Genomic DNA, 18,617 nt, shown 5'->3' on the forward strand with positions numbered 1-18,617 from the left:
CTAATTGCAGTATAAATCTATTTCTTAAGCTTTTTTGGGAAAGCAAAATCTATATCCGCGTCTTCTAACAGTTTCTATTGTCGAAATATTTAGCGGTTTGTCCATTTTTTGGCGAATTTGGTTAATAGCAACCTCGATAACATTTGGAGTTACGAGCTCTGGCTCTTCCCAGATAGCGTCAAGTAGTTGCTCTTTAGATACGATCTGATCTGAGTGTCTTGCAAGGTGAGTAAGCACCTCAAATGGCTTGCCCTTTAGTTCGATGTCACGGCCAAGATATGTGATCTTCTCTTCGTCAGGGTTGATGATAAGCTCGTCTATCTTGATGATATTTGTGCCGCCAAAGCGTAGTCTAGCCTCTAGTCTAGCCACTAAAATGTCAAAATCAAATGGTTTTTTGATGTAGTCATCAGCGCCAGCTCTAAGCGCTTTTATCTCGCTCTCTTTGTCGTCTTTTGCAGAAAGAACTACGACTGAAGTACGTGGAGATTTATGTTTTATGATGTTTATAAGATCAACGCCGTCACCATCTTGAAGCATCCAGTCAGTTAAAACTAAGTCGTAGTTTCTGATGCCGATGTAGTACTCAGCGTCTTTGAAATTTTCAGAGCTATCTGTCTGATAACCAAACTCTTGCAAGCCCTCAGCAATCGTCTTATTTAGCGTTACTTCGTCTTCTACTATTAAAATACGCATTTCTTTTCCTTAAACTAAAATTTATGGTCGATTGTATCATAAATTAAGAAATATTTCAAGATACTTTAATAAATTTTTAAAAAACAGTGCTGATTTTTGCACCGACGATTGCGCTTGGTAAAATCTCGGTTTTTAAAATCTCCATATCTAAGCTAGTAAGCGAGCTAAACCTCTCTTTTAGCGCTTTGCAGGTTGCTTCTAGCGACTCTTCTACGCTTTGAAATTTCATCTCATTGTAAAAGTCTTTTATAAAATCCGCCACCAAAACATAATCAATCAAGCTAGTCGAGCGAAATTCTAAGCTTACTTTTACCTCTTGCTTTGCAACTCGCTCAAAGTCAAACATCCCGATAACGGTTTGAAATTTATAATCCTTAATGATCGTTATTATTTCACTTTTCATACGACTTTTTGCTCCTTGCCTGAAAGCAGGCGAACGATATTTGGTATGTGCTTATAAACTACCAAAAAAGCAATGATAAGGATCGGCGCGTGAGTGTAAATTTCATCAAGCTCTGGGTGGATAATAAAGCTTGATGCGATGAGAGCTATCAGCGCGCATAACGAGGCTAGAGAGCTTATCTTTAAAAATTTACCGACCAAAAACCAAACGACAAGAGCGATTATGATCTCAACTGGCAAGAAAAATGCGAGCACGCCAGCCCCGGTCGCCACGCCTTTGCCTCCTTGAAAGCCTAAAAATATAGAAAAACAATGCCCCGCAACGCTTAAAACTGCCATCGTCCAAAGCACGCTTTGGCTAGCTCCAAGCAAAGAGGCTACGATAAGTGGCAAAACGCCCTTTAAAACGTCACAAACTACTGTTAAAATGGCTAATTTTTTGGCGAGTTTTGGGTTTGTTTGCTTTAAAACCCTTAAAACATTTGTCGCGCCTATGCTTTTGCTGCCCTCTTTTTTTATATCAACATGTCCGAAAATTTTTGCTAGTATGAGCCCTGATGGGATGCTGCCAAGCAGGTAGCTAACGGCATAAAGTATTAAATTTTGCATATTTTACCTTTTAAATTTAAAGAGATATGATATTAAAAAAATACTAATTTTTTTATAAATCATCTCCACAAAAGCACGATTTTTTCGTCGTAGATGTCGCTTTTCTTTGGCGAAATTTGCGTTTCGTTTATCGTGATGTTTTTAACATCATTCGCCTCTTTTAGCGCATCGCACTCTTGTGCAAATTTCTCTTCGAGCTCGCTTATGGCTAAGCTTATATCATTTACGCTTTGCTCGCTAAGCTTGACGTCGCTTCGCTCTTTTAAGACCTTGTTTGCGCTTCTTGCACTTGATGCGATCTTGCCGGCGTTTTGGCGAGATAAGAGCTTGTTGCCAAATATCGCTCCAAATATGCTTGCGCCTATATTTATAGCCGCATCAAGGCCGCTTGTGGTCATCTCTTTTTGCTCTTTATCAAGCTTTGCAAGGGCTTTGTTTAGCTTATCTTGCAAGCTCTTTTGCTCTTTTTCAAATTTAGCAGTGAGCTTTGCGGTTTGCTCCTCTAAAATTTCATTGCACTTATCTTGAAGTCTTATGAAAAACTCCTCTTTTGACTCGTTTTCTTTTGAGTAAATTCCCATCGCTTCAAAGGTGTTAAATTTGAAATTTCTATACAAAAACTCTTTAAATTCTTTCTCTAAAGCGTTAAAATTTTTAGCGCTCGTTACGAAATTTGGCACAGTAGCAAAGCTTGCGCCGCTTGGCTCATTTTCGCTCGCATCAACGTGCATGCCTTCGCTAGCCTCGCTCCAGTTTGGCTCTTTGTCGTTTTCACTAAGCTCGTAAAGATAGCTCACCTCACAAACGCTATCTATGCTTTTTTTGGCGTCATAAATTCTCACTTTTGCGCTTGCTAGTAAATTTGGTGTGAGGCTTTTTGAGCTAGCATAAAGCTGCGTGATCGCACTTGAGATGATAGGTTTTGCGCTAAATTTCATCTCGCTTTTATCTACGCCTTGGCTGCTTAAATTTTCTTTTTTATCTTTCATCAAATTTGAAATTTGCTCGCGGCTGAGCGGACCTTTTAGGTAGCTAAGTGCCCAGCGCGTGGAGATGACGCTTAGGCCATCTTCGTTTATATTTTTGAGTAAGAAATTTCTTTTGGCTAAATTTGATATGAGATTTTCAAGTGAGGCTTTGTCTAAGCTTGAGTCTGCGATGCCGCTTAGCCCGTCGATCACGCGGGCTTTATCCTGCGCTGTTTGGAGACGGCCGATGAACCAAGTGCCGATGTTGCTAAGGCCTTTGTAGTCAAGATCGACTGGGTTTTGCGTGCTTAAAACGCAGCCCAAACCAAATGCACGGGCTTGTTTTAAAAGTGTGAGCATAGGCGTTTTTGACGGAGGATTTGCGTTTGGCGGAAAAAAGCCAAAAATTTCATCCATATATAGGATCGCTCTAAGTGAGCTAGTGCCCTCTGTGCCGCGCATCCACGCGATGATCTCGTTTAGTAAAAGGGTGACAAAAAACATCCTTTCAGCGTCATTTAGGTGTGAGATCGTAAAGATATTGCACTTTGCTTTGCCGTTTTCGTCAAAAAGCATCTTTGAAATTTCAAGTCTAACGCCCTGCGTCCAGCCCTTAAAGCTTGGACTTGCGATGAGTGCGTTTATCTTCATGGCAAGCTTTAGACGCTCACTGCTTGGATAGAAGGTATCTACATCAAAAACGCCTATCTTTTTAAACGGCGGATTTGCTATGAAATTTATAAGCTCTTCGATGCTGACGTCTTTTTGCTCTTTAAATTTAGTCTCAAATATAGTGGAAATAAGCAGCTGCTCTTTTGAGCTCATATCCTCTGAACTCATGCCAATAAGCGATAGCACCGACGCTGCGAGTGAGTTTATATAGTTGCTAAAAATTTCTTCGTCACTAATATTTGGGCAGGCAAAGTCGCTAAGTAGCGCCACACCTATGCCAGCTGAGCTTTTTGGTGTGTAGATATTAAAGCTAGCGCTATCTTTTAAAATTTTTACTCGCTCAAGGTCTTGAAAGCTCGACTCTATGCCGTTTCTCCAAAGCTCGGCCTGAGAGGTGGCAAATTCCTCTACACTTTGACCTTTATTTGTAGCCTCTGCTTCATCGACATAAGGCAAAAAATCCTCCGCTCTCATCTGCGGAAAGGTGAGGGCTAAATTTGTGATATCTCCCTTTGGATCGATGATGATGGAGGGGATATTGTCTATGCAGGCTTCTTCTAAAAGTGTGATACCAAGGCCTGTTTTGCCGCTGCCAGTCATACCGATAATGGCTGCGTGGGTGGTTAGGTCCTTGTTTTTATAAAAAAATGGCTCTTTATCTTTTAGTCCGATGTAAAAAAGCTTTAAATTCTCTTGTATGGTTTTCACTAATTGCCTTATTCGTATAAATTTATGCGTGAGCGAAGCTCGTCCAGTGTCTCTTTGACGCGCTTTTGTGTGAAGTCTTTTATCGTTTTGTCATCATCAACTAGCTGCATGCAGTATCTGATGTAGCCCTTGTATGCTAGCTCAGTGACGAGCCTTAGCTTCAAAGAGACGTTTTTTACTTCATCTGGTGAGAGCATGATGTCAAAATTTGCCTCCAACTCTTCGCCGTCTTTAAAATTTGTAGCTTGTGAGCTTAATATGCTCATGCCGCCTTCTGAGATGTCATAAAGGCTGCCAACAAGCTCGCCTTGCTCGCCTTTTAGAGAAATTTTGGTAAAGCGGTTTGGCAAGACGCGCTGAAATTTTCTCTTGTTTGCATGCATGGTCGCTGTGCGCGAGAAATTTGAAAGGGTGACACTTTTATCGGCGATATTGTAGTCGATGATGTCGGCGCGAAGTTGCTTTGAGAAGAAGCTGTTTGGCAGGATAAAGCCCTTGCCATCTTGCTTCATAGCTAAAATTTGCATCATATCTACGCGAAAAACGACGCTATCTTCTTTAACCTCTAAAATTTCGGCTTCGTATTTTATATTTAGTCCGTCGTATAAATTTAAAAACTCAGGGCGGACCTTGGCATTTTTCATGCGTGTAAATGTGTTGATCGGATCTTCGTAAAAAAATGAGCCAGTATCGATCATCGTTTTTACCGTGGCTTCTTGGTGATCCTGCGTGTTATATAAAATTTCCTTCATTCTTGAGACAGCATTTACAAAATAGCCCACATATACTGCATCGTCGCAAGCATGACTAAAATTTAGTGTCAAATTTAAGAGCAAGAAATTTACTAGCTCATCTTTTGCGTTTAGTTTTGGTATTAGGCTGTTTAAGTCGTCGCGAATTTGTGTGGCATTTGGTTTTTGGATGAGTAGCGCGTCAAAGATACTCTCAAGGCAAATTTTCATCTGCTCGTGTGGCACTACAAGGGTTAGTTGTCTGCAAAATTTGATGCCCTCATCTATAAATTTAGCTCTTAAACCAAGTATGCAATCCTCGCAATTTTCGACAAGTTCTTGCCTGCCCTTAAACTCCATGGGGTCTCCAAAAAAGGTTATTTATTAAAACATCGCTATCATATATAAAGTTATATTAAAAAAATATTTAAATTTGTGTAGAGAGGAAATTTCTAGGCAAAGCTGCCTAGAAATTTGAATAATTATAGTTTGCTTTCGTTGTGTGAAAGGTAGTCAGCAACACCTTCAGTGCTTGGTTTCATACCAGCGTCACCTTTGTGCCAGCCAGCTGGGCAAACTTCACCGTGCTCGTTTGTAAATAACATAGTATCTACCATTCTAATCATCTCGTCGATGTTTCTGCCAAGTGGTAGGTCATTTATAACTGCGTGGCGAACTGTGCCGTCTTTATCAAGTAAGAATGATCCGCGAAGTGCTACGCCAGCATCTTCTAGAAGTACGTCAAAGCCACGAGCGATTGATTTTGTCATGTCAGCTACGATCGGGAAGCGAACTTTGCCGATACCGCCTTTATTTACTGGAGTCTCTTTCCATGCAAAGTGTGAGAACTGGTTGTCGCAAGAAACCGCGATAACTTCGATACCGCGTGACTTGAACTCGTCATATCTTTTATCAAATGCGATGATCTCGCTTGGGCAAACGAATGTAAAGTCCATTGGATAGAAGAATACAACAGCGCCTTTTTCGCCGATGTTTTTGTAAAGGTTGAAATCATTTACAATTTGATTGTTTCCTAAAACTGCTGCAGCTGTAAAGTCAGGTGCTTTTTTTGTTACTAACATTTTTTCTCCTTAATAATAAATTTTATTGATTGCGAAATTATATCCATAAAAATTTAAATTCTAATTAAATAGATCTAAAAATTTAAAACAGTGTAATTTTAATATGCATTTGAAAATGAATGGAAATTTTTAAAAATTTATAGAAGATGTTGTAGAAATTTTATTAAATTTAAAGTTTTGGGTATAGAAGCGATTAATTACAGATCGCTAAAATTTCTACCGCCAAATTTTAGTATCGCCGAACCCCAAGTAAAGCCACCACCAAATGCATCAAGAAGCAAAACAGAGCCATTTTTGATGCGCCCATCCTCGTAAGCATCATTTATAGCCATTGGGATCGAAGCAGAGCTTGTGTTGCCATATTTTGCAACTGTCAAAACACACTGCTCGTCTGTAAAATTTAGCCTATTTTTTACGGCGTCTATTATCCTGATATTTGCTTGATGAGGTATGAAAAAGTCGATATCTTCGCTTTGCATTTTGTTTGCGTGTAAAATTTCTATCACGCTTTTGCTAAGCGTTTGAACCGCTATCTTAAAGACCTCATTCCCGCTCATGTGGATGAAATTTAGTCTATTTTTTAGCGTCTCATCGCTAGCTGGAAATGCACTACCACATCCTGGAGTTATCAAAAGCTCAGCCTGTCTGCCATCGCTTGCAGTGTGGATGTCGATGATCTCATTTTCTTCGCTAGCGCTTATCACAGCAGCGCCAGCTCCGTCACCAAAAAGTATGCATGTGCTTCTATCTGTGTAGTCGATTATCGAGCTTAGTTTTTCAGCTCCTATGATCAAGACATTTTTCTTAGCACCACTTATGATAAGAGAATTTGCAAGCTCTAAAAGATAGATAAATCCTGTGCAAGCTGCGCTTATATCAAAAGCTGTAATGCCAAAATTTAAGCCTAAATTTGAAGCTATCTTGCAGGCAGTTGAAGGCATGCAAAGATGATCTGGAGATATCGTAGCGCAGATTACCGCGTCGATTTGTGATTTTTCAAGCCCTGAGCGTTTTATAGCTAGCTCAGCAGCTTTTGTGCCAAGATCGCTTGTTATCTCAGTCGTTGCGATATGTCTTTGTTCTATACCGGTTCGCTTCACTATCCACTCATCGCTCGTGTCGACCATTTTTTCAAAATCAAAATTTGTTAAAATTTTTTCTGGGACATATGACGCAATGGAGATCAATGAAGCTTTTGGCATATTTTACCTTGCAAAGTGTGAAAGTTCTTCTTCTATAACTTTATTTATATTCGAGTTAGCAAATTTAATTGCTTGAAAGATTGCATTTTTTATAGCTTTTGAGTTGCTTTTGCCGTGACTTATGATGACGCAGCCATTTACGCCAAGAAGCGGAGCACCGCCATACTCATCGTAACTGACTTGTTTTTTTAGAGTTTTGAAAACTTTTCTCATAAGTACCGATCCAGCCATAGCAAGGGGTGATTTTTTAACTTGCTTTTTGATGATCTTGCCTATGGCATCAGCGACGCCTTCGCTTGTTTTTAGTAGGATATTTCCCATAAAACCGTCGCAAACCATGACATCAATGCTGCCATCAAAAATTTGATTGCCCTCTGCATTGCCAACGAAGCTATCAAGTCTAGAAACTAGTTTAAAAGCCTCTTTGCTGACTTCATTGCCTTTACTCTCTTCTTCGCCATTTGACAAAAGACCTACTTTTGGCTCTTTTCTGCCTAAAATTTCTTTTGCATAGGCTTCGCCCATTATGGCAAATTGAAATAAGTGTTCGCTTCTGCAATCAACATTTGCACCAACGTCCAAAACCAAAGTAGCTGTCTCTTTTGAATTAGGCATAAGCGTAGCGATCGCTGGACGAGATACATTTTTTAATCTACCAACTCTTAACGTAGCTAAACTCATAGTAGCACCGCTGTGACCAGCAGAAACGACAGCATCGACATTTTTGTCTTTTAAAAGCTCAACAGCTTTGTAGATCGTGCTATCTTTTCTTTTAAGAGCGTCTGTCGCTCCGTCAGCCATAGAGATGACTTCGGTAGCTTCTATAAATTCTATATTTTTTAAATAGGGTTGTGGAATGAGTGGTTTTATGGCATTGCTATCGCCAACTAATACAGCTTTAAATTCTGCCTCTTTCAGTGCTTCGATAACGCCAGATATTATAGGTTCTGCACCAAAATCACCACCCATAGCATCAATAGCAATGCGAATCATATTTTAGTATTCACCTGTTGTTTTGTTTATGCGGTGAGGCATTTTCCAAGAACCATCTTTGTCTTTTACAGGCACTGGAAGTGTAACTTTGTAATGTGTTCTACGTTTTGCTGCACGAGAATGACTCACTCTTCGCTTTGGTACTGCCATTTTACTCTCCTTTATAAATTTTTACATTTTTCACAATAAAAATAATCGCTCTTAAAAGCTTCTAACTCACTTTCAAAAACTTCTTTTAAATCAATATTGCCATCAAAAAATTCAACCGTATCGCTAAGCTCATTTTCTCTGTCTTTATAGACACCGTCACTTAAATTTAGCTCTACGTCTTGATCGATAGGTAGCATAAATTCATCACCACATCGATCACAAATATATTTTATCTCGCCCTTTATAGTACCTTGGCATTTTACCAAAAAAGGATCTTTTCTTTTTAAAATTCCACTAAAAACTAGATCATTGTTTCTTACTAGCTCAAAGTTTATCTCTTTGTTTGCTATTTTAGAAAACGGAATAATCAAGTTTTAGTCCAAAATTAGCAAATTTCTCTTGAAGCAAAGAAGAAATTTATCTCATTTACAGCGTTTTCTAGGCTGTCACTTCCATGAACTGCGTTTGCATCAATGCTATCAGCAAAATCAGCTCTAATAGTGCCAGGAGCTGCTTCTTTTGGGTTGGTTGCACCCATTAGCTCGCGGTTTTTAGCAACTGCATTTTCGCCCTCTAAAACCATAACCACAACTGGTCCGCTTACCATAAAATCAACTAGATCGTTGAAGAAAGGTCTATTTTTATGAACTGCATAAAATGCTTTTGCATCGCATTTGCTAAGTTTGATTTTCTTTGCAGCTGCGATTCTTAAGCCATTGCTTTCAAATCTATCTATAATCTTTCCAACAACATTTTTCTTAACAGCGTCAGGCTTAATAATAGAAAGTGTTCTTTGCATAAATTTTCCTTAAAATTTAGGTTATTTAAATGAAGTTGGCAATTATATCAAATAAAGCTTAAAAATAAAATAGGCTCAAATTTGAGCCTAAATTTTGTAAATTTATTGGATAACCGGAGTACTGCCAGTGCGAGCATCAGCACCGATTTGATCACGTGAAGGTTGTCCTGCTACTACGGCATCCCAAACGATGCAACCATCAGTTGGACAGGCAGATGCACAGGCTGGCTCGTCGTTGTAGCCTACGCACTCAACGCATTTGTTTGAATAAACATAGTATGTATCTGCTCCAGTTGGGTTATCGCTATCATCAACAATAGCTGAAACTGGGCACTCATCGATGCATGAACCACAGCTTATGCATATATCGGTTATTTTTACAGACATTTTTTCTCCTTAAATAAAATTTTGGCGTAGAATATCAAAAAAAACTGAAAATGATATAAATATACTCTTAAATTTTCATAGCACGCTTAATTTCTTTAAACTACTTTATAAAGTTTTTATCACTTTTAGACTAAATTTACAGATTAAAATTTTAAAAAGGTCGTATAAATTTAATGAATGATACTATAAAAATAACTGGCGCCAGAGAGCACAATCTTAAAAATTTAAACCTTGAAATTCCTAAAAATAAATTAGTAGTTTTTACCGGCCTTAGCGGCAGTGGTAAGAGCACGCTAGCCTTTGACACGCTCTATGCCGAGGGGCAGCGCAGGTATATGGAGAGCCTTAGCAGCTACGCTAGGCAGTTTTTAGACCGTGTGGGCAAGCCTGATGTTGATAAGATCGAGGGTTTAACGCCTGCAATTGCGATCGATCAAAAGACAACTTCAAAAAATCCTCGCTCAACGGTTGGCACGATCACTGAAATTTATGATTATCTAAGGCTTTTATACGCAAGGGTTGGCGTGCAGCACTGCCATAAATGCGGCAAACCTATCTCAAAAATGAGTGCGAGCGACATCATAAATGAAATTTCAAAGCTCCCACTTGGCGCAAAGGTGATCATCTATGCGCCGCTAGTTCGTGAGAAAAAGGGCACATGGGCAGACTTGATCGAAAATTTACGCCAAAAAGGCTTTGTAAGGGCGCAGATAGATGGCGTGGTGGTGAGGCTTGACGAGGAGATCGAGCTTGCAAAAACGAAAAAACACACGATAAAGGTCATCGTTGATAGGATCGCCATCGATGAGCAAAATCACGAGCGCCTAGCAAGTGACGTTGAAAAGGCGCTAAATGAGAGCTTTGGCGAGGTCGAGATAGAGATCGCAAACGCTGACGAGCTGGGCTTAAAAGAGAGTTTTATACACTACAGCGAGCACATGGCTTGTTTTGACTGCAAAATTTCATTTACGCCGCTTGAGCCGCTAAGCTTTAGCTTTAACTCGCCAAAGGGCGCTTGCGAGCACTGCGACGGACTTGGCATAAGATATAGCCTAGATATGAGCAAGATCATCGACGAGGAAAAGTCGATAGAAAACGGCGCAATAAAGCTACTTTACGGCTACAATATGAGCTATTACTATAAATTTTTACTTGCTTTTTGCGAGCAAAACGGCATCGATATCAAAAAGCCATATTACGAGCTTAGCGAAGATGAAAAGAGGCTCGTTTTATATGGCAACGTCAAGGATGTTGAGTTTTTTTGGAAGCGAAATAAACTGCTTAGAAAATTTGATGGTGTGGTCAAAATTTCACACGGGCTTTTGAAGGATTATAAGGACTTTGACGAGTATATGAGCGAGAAAATTTGTGACGCTTGTAATGGCCACAGACTAAAGCCTCAAAGCTTAGCGGTCAAGGTCGCTGGCCTTGGGCTTGGTGAAATTTTAGATATGAGCATAGAAAACTGCACCGCATTTTTCTCAAATGAGAAAAATTTTGCCTACCTAAGTGACTACGATAAGGCGATCGCAAAGCCTATCTTAAAAGAGATCAACGAGAGGCTTTTCTTTTTGTATGACGTGGGGCTTGGCTACTTGTCGCTTGGGCGCGACGCTAGGACGATCAGCGGTGGCGAGGCACAGCGCATCAGGATCGCGAGCCAGATAGGAAGTGGGCTCAGTGGCGTCATGTATGTGCTTGATGAGCCAAGTATCGGCCTTCACGAGCGAGATACGTTAAAACTCATAAAGACGCTTAGAAATTTGCAAGCTAAAGGCAACTCCGTGATCGTCGTCGAGCATGATAAAAAGACGATAGAGGAGGCTGACTATATCGTAGATATCGGTCCTGGAGCTGGTAAATTTGGCGGTAGCGTGGTCTTTGCAGGCACGGCAAAAGAGCTTTTAAGCTCAGATACCCAGACTGCACAATACATAAACGGCAAGAAAAAGATCGACTATCAAAAAAATAGAAAAGCTGAGAAGTGGCTCGAAATTTCAAATGTAAATATCAACAATATCTCAAATTTAACCGCTAAATTTCCACTTAGAAACCTTGTTGGCATCACTGGTGTCTCAGGATCTGGCAAGAGCTCGCTAGTGCTTCAGACCTTGCTTCCAGAGGCGCAGGAGCAGCTAAATAGAGCTAAAAAAGTGAAAAAAATAGCTGGGGTAAATTTAAACGGACTTGAGAATTTAGACAAGGTCATATACCTCGATCAAAGCCCGATCGGCCGCACTCCACGCTCAAATCCAGCGACTTATACCGGCGTGATGGACGAGATAAGAAATTTGTTTGCGCAGACTAAAGAGGCCAAGCTTAGAGGCTATAAAATAGGGCGCTTTAGTTTCAACGTCAAAGGTGGGCGCTGCGAGAAGTGCCAAGGCGAGGGTGAGATCACGATCGAGATGCACTTTTTGCCTGATATAAACGTGGTTTGTGATGTTTGTAATGGCGCTAGATATAACGCTCAGACCTTGGAAATTTTATACAAAGGCAAAAATATCGCCGAGGTGCTAAATATGAGCATAGATGAAGCGGTTGAGTTTTTTAAGGCTGTGCCAAAGATCGCTTCAAAGCTCACCACACTGCAAGACGTGGGGCTTGGTTACATCACGCTTGGACAAAACGCAGTCACACTTAGTGGCGGTGAGGCGCAGCGTGTGAAGCTAGCAAAAGAGCTTAGTAGAAGTGACACTGGAAATACACTTTACATCCTTGATGAACCAACGACGGGACTTCATTTTGCAGATGTTGATAGGCTAGTAAAGGTGCTAAATCACCTGGTCGATCTTGGAAATTCAGTCTTTGTGATCGAGCATAATATGGATGTTATCAAAAACTGCGACTATATCGTAGATATGGGACCAGAAGGCGGTGCAAAAGGCGGTAAAGTAATAGCGTGTGGCAGCGTCAAAGAGGTAGCTAAAAACTACAAAAAAACTGGCAGCTACACAGGGGAATTCCTAGCGCAAGAGCTTGCTTTGTTAAAAGCGAAATAAAATAAATTTATATGGTTTGTATTTGTCTAAAATGCCAAGCTATATAATATGTAAGATAAATTAAATTTATTAAATTTTTAAGTGGATTTAAAAGAAAAAGGGGCGAATGCCCCTGGGATTATGCAGCTGGATAAACAGATACTTTTTTTCTGTTTTTATCAAGTCTTTCAAATTTTACAAAGCCATCGACTAATGCAAAAATAGTGTGATCTTTGCCAAGACCTACGTTATTTCCAGCGTGAGTTGCTGTTCCTCTTTGGCGGATGATTATATTTCCAGCACGAACGAACTCACCACCAAATTTCTTAACACCTAATCGGCGTCCGATACTATCACGGTTATTTTGGGTTGAACCTTGACCTTTTTTGTGTGCCATATCTTATCTCCTTAAGCTGCGATACTTACGACTTTTACACGTGTAAATTGTCTTCTAAAGCCGCGTTTTAGTTTTGAGTCTTTACGTCTGCGTTTTTTGTAGATAACTACTTTTTTGTCTTTGCCTTCATTAACGACCTCAAGAACAACTTTTGCACCCTTAACAAATGGCGCACCTACCTTTACTTCGCCGTCGTTTACAGCTAAAACTTCTGTAATCTCAACGGTTGATTTAGCTTCAGCGCTAAAGTGATCTAGCTTAAGGAACTCGCCCTCGCTAACACGATATTGCTTACCGCCATGCTTAAATATAGCGTATTTTGACATACTCTACCTTTCTAAAATTTGGTAAGACCAAAAAGCACTTTTTTGCAAAAGATTTATGGAGCTTTGTTGGTTGTAAGGTGTGAATGTTAGCCAAAAGTTTATAAATTCTACTTTAATGCCCCTGATCTTATGATCTTGTCGGCTAAATTTCTTATCATAGATGTGTGATCTAAGAAAAATGTTTTGTCGCTTGGCAAGTGTGGCTGATATACCAGCGTTTTAGCTGCTGGAGCGCTTAAGATCACATTTATCAGTTCAAGCTCGGGTGGAAAAGTAAAATAAAGTTTTGGCTTGGGAATTTCGTTTTGAAAGAGCCTCTGCGCATAAAATTTACTGAAATTTTCGTTTTTTGGTAGCTTTATCTCTTTAAAGAGTTCAAGCGGTAAAAAGTAGCGCGCCAAGGCATGAAGTCCGTGCGCAAAGATGTAGAGGCGTTTTTCAAATTTGGGCGCATCTGTCCTGCCAAAAGTGGAGCAAAATTTCTGCAAATGCTCGCTCATAGCAGCCGTATCTTTTTCATGCAAGGCAAGCACAAATTTAACCGCCTCTCTTTCGTTTGCTGGCTTTTTAGACTCTGCAAAAGTGCGAGCTTTTTCTAGGGCAGGGGCAAGTAAATTTTCATCTTGCCAAAGCATCGCAGTGAGCAGATCATGCATAACACATAGAAATTTATAGCCGTTTTTGCTAGGTGGCAGGCCTTTTGGAAAGATGCTTGCCATACTATCTGTGTCGCCACAAGCGATAGCAAAAAACGCTGGTATGAGCTTCTCGCACTGGTCATATCCACCGCTGCATCCTGGGAGTAAATTTAGCTTAGCGTATTGAAAAATGAGATCATTTAGTGCCTCGGCGTCGCCATCAGCTAGGCACTTTTCAAGGCAAAAGTCGTATCGTCTAGCTCTTGAAAAAGAGAGCAATCGTATGAGCTCACATAAAAAGTCGTATTCATTTAAATTTTTCTCTTTTATTTCAGCGTAAATGCTTGCATACTCATCTAAAAGTAGCTCTTCGTCGCTTTTTGGCGGTTTTTTAGCTTTAAAAATATTAAACAAGCCTTCTAAAAATGACATTTTGCCTCTCCTTATTTTTGCTAATTTTAGCCAAAAACGCCTAAAATGGCTTAGTTTTTTGAATTGCAAAAGTTAAATTTAGCGGATAGTTTAACCGCATTTTGGCTATAATCGCCCAAATTTAAGCGAGCTTAGGACAAAGATGGCAGGCGAAGATCAGGAAAAAACCGAAGAAGCGACCCCCAAAAAGATAGAAGACGCCAAAAAGGACGGCAACGTTCCCAAAAGTCAGGACCTATCAGGCTTTGTGACCCTAGTTATCGCTATTGGCGTGCTGCTTGCGATGCTAAATTTTATGAAAGATCAGGTCATCTCGCTTTACATCTACTATTCTAAATTTATCGGTCAACCACTGACTTTGCCAACGGTAAAAATGATCGTTGTAAATACCTTTGGCAGGGCGCTTTTGATGATCCTGCCAGTTTGCATCTGCGTCGCGGTTGCCGGCATAATCGCAAATGTAATGCAGTTTGGCTTTATATTTACCACAAAGCCCATAACGCCAAATTTTGGCAAGATAAATCCGCTAAAAGGGCTAAAAAATTTATTTTCAATGAAAAAGGCGATCGAGAGCGTCAAGATCGTCGTTAAAGTAAGCATCGTCTTTGGAGTTGGATTTTACTTTTTCTTGCAGTTTATAAAAGAGCTTCCGCACACGCTATTTTTCTCTATGTTTGACCAGCTCGCGTGGCTAAAAGAGAAGCTCATCATCTTAGTTAGCGTCATGCTTTTTATACTTTTTGTGATCGGCCTTGCTGACCTGCTCATCGTGCGTTTTCAGTATTTTAAAGACCTTCGCATGAGCAAGCAAGAGATCAAGGACGAGTACAAGCAGATGGAGGGTGACCCGCAGGTTAAAGGCAGGATCCGCCAAGCGCAAATGCGTGCAGCCAAACGCCGAATGATGCAAAATATCCCACAAGCTGACGTCGTCATAACAAACCCAACTCACTACGCCGTGGCGATCAGATACGACAAAAGCCGTGACGAAGCGCCGATAATACTTGCTAAAGGGGTTGATTTCTTGGCGCTTCAGATAAAAAAGGTAGCGGTTGAAAACGGAGTGCAAATTTATGAAAACCCACCTCTTGCAAGGGAGCTTTATAGGGTTTGTGAGGTCGATGATACGATACCAGCGCACCTTTTTAGGGCTGTAGCTGAAGTGCTAAGCTTTGTTTATATGAGTAATAAGCAGAAATTTCAAGATAAACTTTGAGAGCATTAAGCCAAAAATTTTTATAAAAGTGGTAGTAAATTTTGTAGAAAAAAGACAAGCTGTCTTTAAAACAGCTTGTCAGAAATAAAAGTTTAGTTAAGATATCCGTAGATATTTGCTAGCACCCAGCCAACAGCACAAGAGCTAAATACACCTATGAAACCAGGGATGATAAAGCTGTGGTTGATTACATATTTACCAATATGTGTTGTGCCTGAGCGGTCAAACTGCACGGCTGCAAGGTCGCTTGGGTACGTTGGTAGGATGAAGTATCCATAGCAAGCAGTAGCAAATGCGACAATAACGCCTGGGTGAACGCCTATTTGAACAGCGAGTGGCACAAATGTAGCAGCTGCAGCAGCTTGAGAGTTTAGGAATTTTGATATAAGCATGCCAACTATGATATACATCCAAGGATATGCTTTCATAACCTCGCCAAGTGAGCCTTTGAGCATATCAATGTGTGAGTGGAACATTGTCTCAGCCATCCAGCTAATGCCGTAAATCGCAACAAGTGCAACCATACCGCTGTGGAAAATTTCATTTTGACCGATCTTAGCTGCTTTGATGCCTGAGTAGATCATCATGATAGATGCTGCTAAAAGCATGAAAATTTGGATCGTATCAACCATGCCAAGTGGTGCAGTCTTTTTCATAGTATCTTTTACTACAATGTTCGCGTTTGCGATAGTTTCGCTTTTATCACCTGCAGTGATAACAACATCAGCGCCATTTAAAACAATGCTTTGTGTTACTTTGTTGTCTTTATCTAGCACTTGAACGCTTGTAAATTTAGTAGCGTCTTTTACTTTATTGTCTTTTACGTTTGAAACGATTTTGCTATCGCCAACCATAGAAACAACTTGTCCGTCTTTAACAGTGATGTTTTTAACTGTTTTTTTATCTACGATTATTTCTATTGATTTACCAGGAACATTGCTTGTCCAGCTTGGGCGAAGTTGTTTGTAATAGCCTAGAACCGCAACAACAGCGATTGTAGCTAGAAATATCCACATAACATTCCATTGTTTTTTTGGCAAATGCACACCGATCAATGAATGTGCCTCATCAGAACCATATATATATTTTCTTTGCTCTGGATCAGCTATTTTTGCTTGGAATTCTGGATCTTTATCAAGATCTTTACCTCTAAATACTGAGTAAGTTCCTATGCAAAGCACACCTAAAAATGTAGAAGGGATGGTAACTTTTAATAGATCAACATAGCTTGTAAAGCCCTCAATATGAACTGTACCAGTACCAAGAAGAACAGCAACCATAGACACACCAGCAACTGAAACTGGGCTTGCGATGATGGCAAGCTGAGATGAGATCGTAGTAGCTGCCATCGGACGTTCTGGACGGATACCACTTTTCATTGATACGTCATAGATGATCGGTAAAAGTGTATAAACTGTGTGACCTGTACCACAAAGCACTGTTAGTGTCCAGCCACAAATAGGTGCAAGATAACAAACTGTTTTTGGATGTTTTCTAAGCGCTCTTTCAGCGATCTGAAGCATAACATCAAGACCACCAGCTGCTTGAAGTGTAGCACTTGCTACAACAACTGCAAGAATAGTTAATATAACATCAATAGCAGGCTTACCTGGTTTTAAATCAAATGCAAATACCAAAATAACAAGACCGATGCCGCCAAGGACACCAAGTGCCATACCACCTTTTTTTGCTCCGTAGAACAAACAGCCGAGCACGACGATTAATTGTAAGAAAAACTGCGTACTCTCAGACAAACTTGTAAGAAATTCCATGATTTCTCCCTTTTCGAAAATTACGTAAATAGTATATAAATATTAAAATTAAATACTAATTAAAAAAGATATGTAGAATTTAATATTACATTTAATTCTTGTTATCTTATCTATATTTTTGTGGAAAAATAAATATATTTAAAAGAAAGATTGAGATAAAATCCTAAAAGGAAACAACTAATAGTTAAATTTAAGGAGAGAAGCATGCAAATCCCTATCGCTTATGGCAAAGATGACCATATAAATTTAAAAATAGACGAAAAAAATCTGCTTGGTGTTTTTGACCCAAACAAGGTCGCTAAATTTGACGAAGCAGCGCTTATCGCAAAGGCTTTAGCAAATCCGATAAATCAAAAGAGCTTTGATGAGTTTATCGCTGGAGATGAAAAGATCGTTATCATCGTAAATGACGGCACAAGACCTACGCCAACTGCTAAAATTTTAAAGCAAATTTACCCAAAGCTTCGCGATAAAAATAAAATTTTCATCATCGCCACTGGCTGTCACAGAGAGGGCACGCTAGATGAATACAATATGATATTTTCTAAAGAAATTTACCCAGAGATCAGAGCCAAAAACGAGGTTCACGACCACGACTCAAAGCACGATGAGATGGTCTTTTTAGGCGAGAGCAAAAACGGCACACAGATGTATCTAAACAAGATCGTGGCTGAAGCTAAAAAAGTGATCGTCATAGGTTCAGTCGAACCCCACTATTTCGCAGGCTACACCGGCGGTAGAAAGGCCTTTTTGCCAGGCACTGCCTCATACGAAAGCATCACGCAAAACCACAAACTAGCACTTAGTCCTGACGCTCAGGCGCTGCGCCTTGAGGGCAACCCTGTGCATGAAGATATGATCGATGCGATGAAAGTTCTTTCAAATATCGACGTATTTTCTATACAAACCGTGCTTGATAGCGAGCACGGCGTCTATTATGCGAGTGCTGGCGATCTGAACGATAGCTTTTATGACTGCGTAAAAAAGGCCGATGAGGTATTTTGCGTAAATATCCCACAAAAGGCTGACATCGTGATCTCGGTGGCACCATATCCTATGGATGTCGATCTTTATCAGGCGCAAAAAGCCCTAGATAACGGCAAACTAGCGCTTGCGAAAGATGGAATTTTAATAATGGTCGCAAAATGCCGCACAGGCATCGGTCCAAAACCTTTCTTTGACCTTATGGCATCGGCCGATACGCCAAAAAAAGTGCTAGAAAAGATAAATTCTGGCTTTAAGCTTGGCTATCACAAAGCTGCAAAAATGGCTGAAATTTCGCTTTGGGCGCAGACTTGGGCTGTGACTGATCTAAGCGACGATGAGATGAGAGCTGTGCATCTAAAGCCGTATCATGACCTACAAAAGGCTGTAGATGAGGCACTAGTGCAAAAAGGTGCGGATGCAAAAATAATCATCTTGCCGTTTGGCTCTATGACCGTGCCTAAGGTGTGAG

At 40.2% G+C, this 18,617-nt stretch carries 19 protein-coding genes; 3 read left to right on the top strand and 16 right to left on the bottom strand.

Annotated elements, in window-relative coordinates:
• Window positions 1–24: 24 nt before the first annotated feature.
• From hsrA to CCS77_RS02120, 12 genes are all read right to left on the bottom strand, one after another.
• On the bottom strand, window positions 25–696 hold the full coding sequence (gene hsrA, locus CCS77_RS02065; RefSeq protein WP_002942555.1) for a homeostatic response regulator transcription factor HsrA: 672 nt from the start codon (window positions 694–696) through the stop codon (window positions 25–27).
• A 76-nt stretch (window positions 697–772) separates the two neighbouring features.
• The gene (locus tag CCS77_RS02070; RefSeq protein ID WP_107916417.1) at window positions 773–1,099 is read right to left on the bottom strand and encodes a dihydroneopterin aldolase; all 327 of its coding nucleotides are present in this window, start codon (window positions 1,097–1,099) and stop codon (window positions 773–775) included.
• A complete protein-coding gene (gene plsY, locus CCS77_RS02075) occupies window positions 1,096–1,707 on the bottom strand; it encodes a glycerol-3-phosphate 1-O-acyltransferase PlsY (protein ID WP_103607835.1) in 612 nt (203 codons plus the stop codon). Before plsY ends, CCS77_RS02070 begins: the two co-directional genes overlap by 4 nt.
• Before the next feature lie 59 nt (window positions 1,708–1,766).
• Window positions 1,767–4,055 (bottom strand): ATP-binding protein, encoded by a 2,289-nt coding sequence (locus tag CCS77_RS02080; RefSeq protein ID WP_107916418.1) that lies wholly within the window; start codon window positions 4,053–4,055, stop codon window positions 1,767–1,769.
• Window positions 4,056–4,063: 8 nt separating this feature from the next.
• On the bottom strand, window positions 4,064–5,146 hold the full coding sequence (locus CCS77_RS02085) for a PilZ domain-containing protein (RefSeq protein WP_009294380.1): 1,083 nt from the start codon (window positions 5,144–5,146) through the stop codon (window positions 4,064–4,066).
• Between the two features lie 122 nt (window positions 5,147–5,268).
• The gene (locus tag CCS77_RS02090; protein WP_002942572.1) at window positions 5,269–5,868 is read right to left on the bottom strand and encodes a peroxiredoxin; all 600 of its coding nucleotides are present in this window, start codon (window positions 5,866–5,868) and stop codon (window positions 5,269–5,271) included.
• Between the two features lie 197 nt (window positions 5,869–6,065).
• Window positions 6,066–7,070, bottom strand: a complete 1,005-nt coding sequence (locus CCS77_RS02095) for a beta-ketoacyl-ACP synthase III (protein WP_107916419.1) — start codon at window positions 7,068–7,070, stop codon at window positions 6,066–6,068.
• Window positions 7,071–7,073: 3 nt separating this feature from the next.
• On the bottom strand, window positions 7,074–8,063 hold the full coding sequence (gene plsX / locus CCS77_RS02100) for a phosphate acyltransferase PlsX (protein WP_103598196.1): 990 nt from the start codon (window positions 8,061–8,063) through the stop codon (window positions 7,074–7,076).
• Between the two features lie 3 nt (window positions 8,064–8,066).
• Window positions 8,067–8,213: a 50S ribosomal protein L32 gene (gene rpmF / locus CCS77_RS02105; protein WP_002942540.1), complete on the bottom strand. Its 147-nt coding sequence runs from the start codon at window positions 8,211–8,213 to the stop codon at window positions 8,067–8,069.
• 11 nt (window positions 8,214–8,224) lie between these two features.
• On the bottom strand, window positions 8,225–8,584 hold the full coding sequence (locus tag CCS77_RS02110; protein WP_002942543.1) for a hypothetical protein: 360 nt from the start codon (window positions 8,582–8,584) through the stop codon (window positions 8,225–8,227).
• A 14-nt stretch (window positions 8,585–8,598) separates the two neighbouring features.
• The gene (ndk, locus tag CCS77_RS02115) at window positions 8,599–9,012 is read right to left on the bottom strand and encodes a nucleoside-diphosphate kinase (protein ID WP_107916420.1); all 414 of its coding nucleotides are present in this window, start codon (window positions 9,010–9,012) and stop codon (window positions 8,599–8,601) included.
• 102 nt (window positions 9,013–9,114) lie between these two features.
• Window positions 9,115–9,399 (bottom strand): NADH-quinone oxidoreductase subunit I, encoded by a 285-nt coding sequence (locus tag CCS77_RS02120; protein WP_002942606.1) that lies wholly within the window; start codon window positions 9,397–9,399, stop codon window positions 9,115–9,117.
• 173 nt (window positions 9,400–9,572) lie between these two features.
• Here CCS77_RS02120 and uvrA point away from each other — a divergent pair, with 173 nt between their 5' ends.
• Window positions 9,573–12,401 carry an excinuclease ABC subunit UvrA gene (uvrA, locus tag CCS77_RS02125; protein ID WP_107916421.1) on the top strand — a complete coding sequence of 943 codons (2,829 nt, stop codon included), beginning with the start codon at window positions 9,573–9,575 and terminating at the stop codon, window positions 12,399–12,401.
• A gap of 118 nt (window positions 12,402–12,519) precedes the next feature.
• Here uvrA and rpmA read toward each other — a convergent pair whose 3' ends face one another.
• The 3 genes from rpmA to CCS77_RS02140 all read right to left on the bottom strand — a co-directional run bounded on the left by rpmA (window position 12,520) and on the right by CCS77_RS02140 (window position 14,173).
• Entirely contained in the window at window positions 12,520–12,777 is a 258-nt protein-coding gene (gene rpmA / locus CCS77_RS02130) for a 50S ribosomal protein L27 (RefSeq protein WP_002942569.1), read from the bottom strand.
• An 11-nt stretch (window positions 12,778–12,788) separates the two neighbouring features.
• The gene (gene rplU / locus CCS77_RS02135; RefSeq protein ID WP_002942523.1) at window positions 12,789–13,103 is read right to left on the bottom strand and encodes a 50S ribosomal protein L21; all 315 of its coding nucleotides are present in this window, start codon (window positions 13,101–13,103) and stop codon (window positions 12,789–12,791) included.
• 107 nt (window positions 13,104–13,210) lie between these two features.
• Window positions 13,211–14,173 carry a hypothetical protein gene (locus CCS77_RS02140; RefSeq protein WP_107916422.1) on the bottom strand — a complete coding sequence of 321 codons (963 nt, stop codon included), beginning with the start codon at window positions 14,171–14,173 and terminating at the stop codon, window positions 13,211–13,213.
• A 142-nt stretch (window positions 14,174–14,315) separates the two neighbouring features.
• Between CCS77_RS02140 and flhB the strand changes: the two genes are divergently transcribed.
• Window positions 14,316–15,389, top strand: coding sequence for a flagellar biosynthesis protein FlhB (gene flhB, locus CCS77_RS02145; RefSeq protein ID WP_002942594.1), 1,074 nt, complete (start codon window positions 14,316–14,318; stop codon window positions 15,387–15,389).
• A gap of 92 nt (window positions 15,390–15,481) precedes the next feature.
• On the opposite strand, the gene CCS77_RS02150 is transcribed toward flhB, so the two are convergent.
• Window positions 15,482–17,161: an anaerobic C4-dicarboxylate transporter gene (locus CCS77_RS02150; protein WP_107916423.1), complete on the bottom strand. Its 1,680-nt coding sequence runs from the start codon at window positions 17,159–17,161 to the stop codon at window positions 15,482–15,484.
• 204 nt (window positions 17,162–17,365) lie between these two features.
• Here CCS77_RS02150 and larA point away from each other — a divergent pair, with 204 nt between their 5' ends.
• The gene (larA, locus tag CCS77_RS02155) at window positions 17,366–18,616 is read left to right on the top strand and encodes a nickel-dependent lactate racemase (RefSeq protein WP_107916424.1); all 1,251 of its coding nucleotides are present in this window, start codon (window positions 17,366–17,368) and stop codon (window positions 18,614–18,616) included.
• Window position 18,617: the final 1 nt, after the last annotated feature.

Origin of the sequence: Campylobacter concisus (genome assembly GCF_003048375.1) — a bacterium.
GTDB lineage: Bacteria > Campylobacterota > Campylobacteria > Campylobacterales > Campylobacteraceae > Campylobacter_A > Campylobacter_A concisus_T.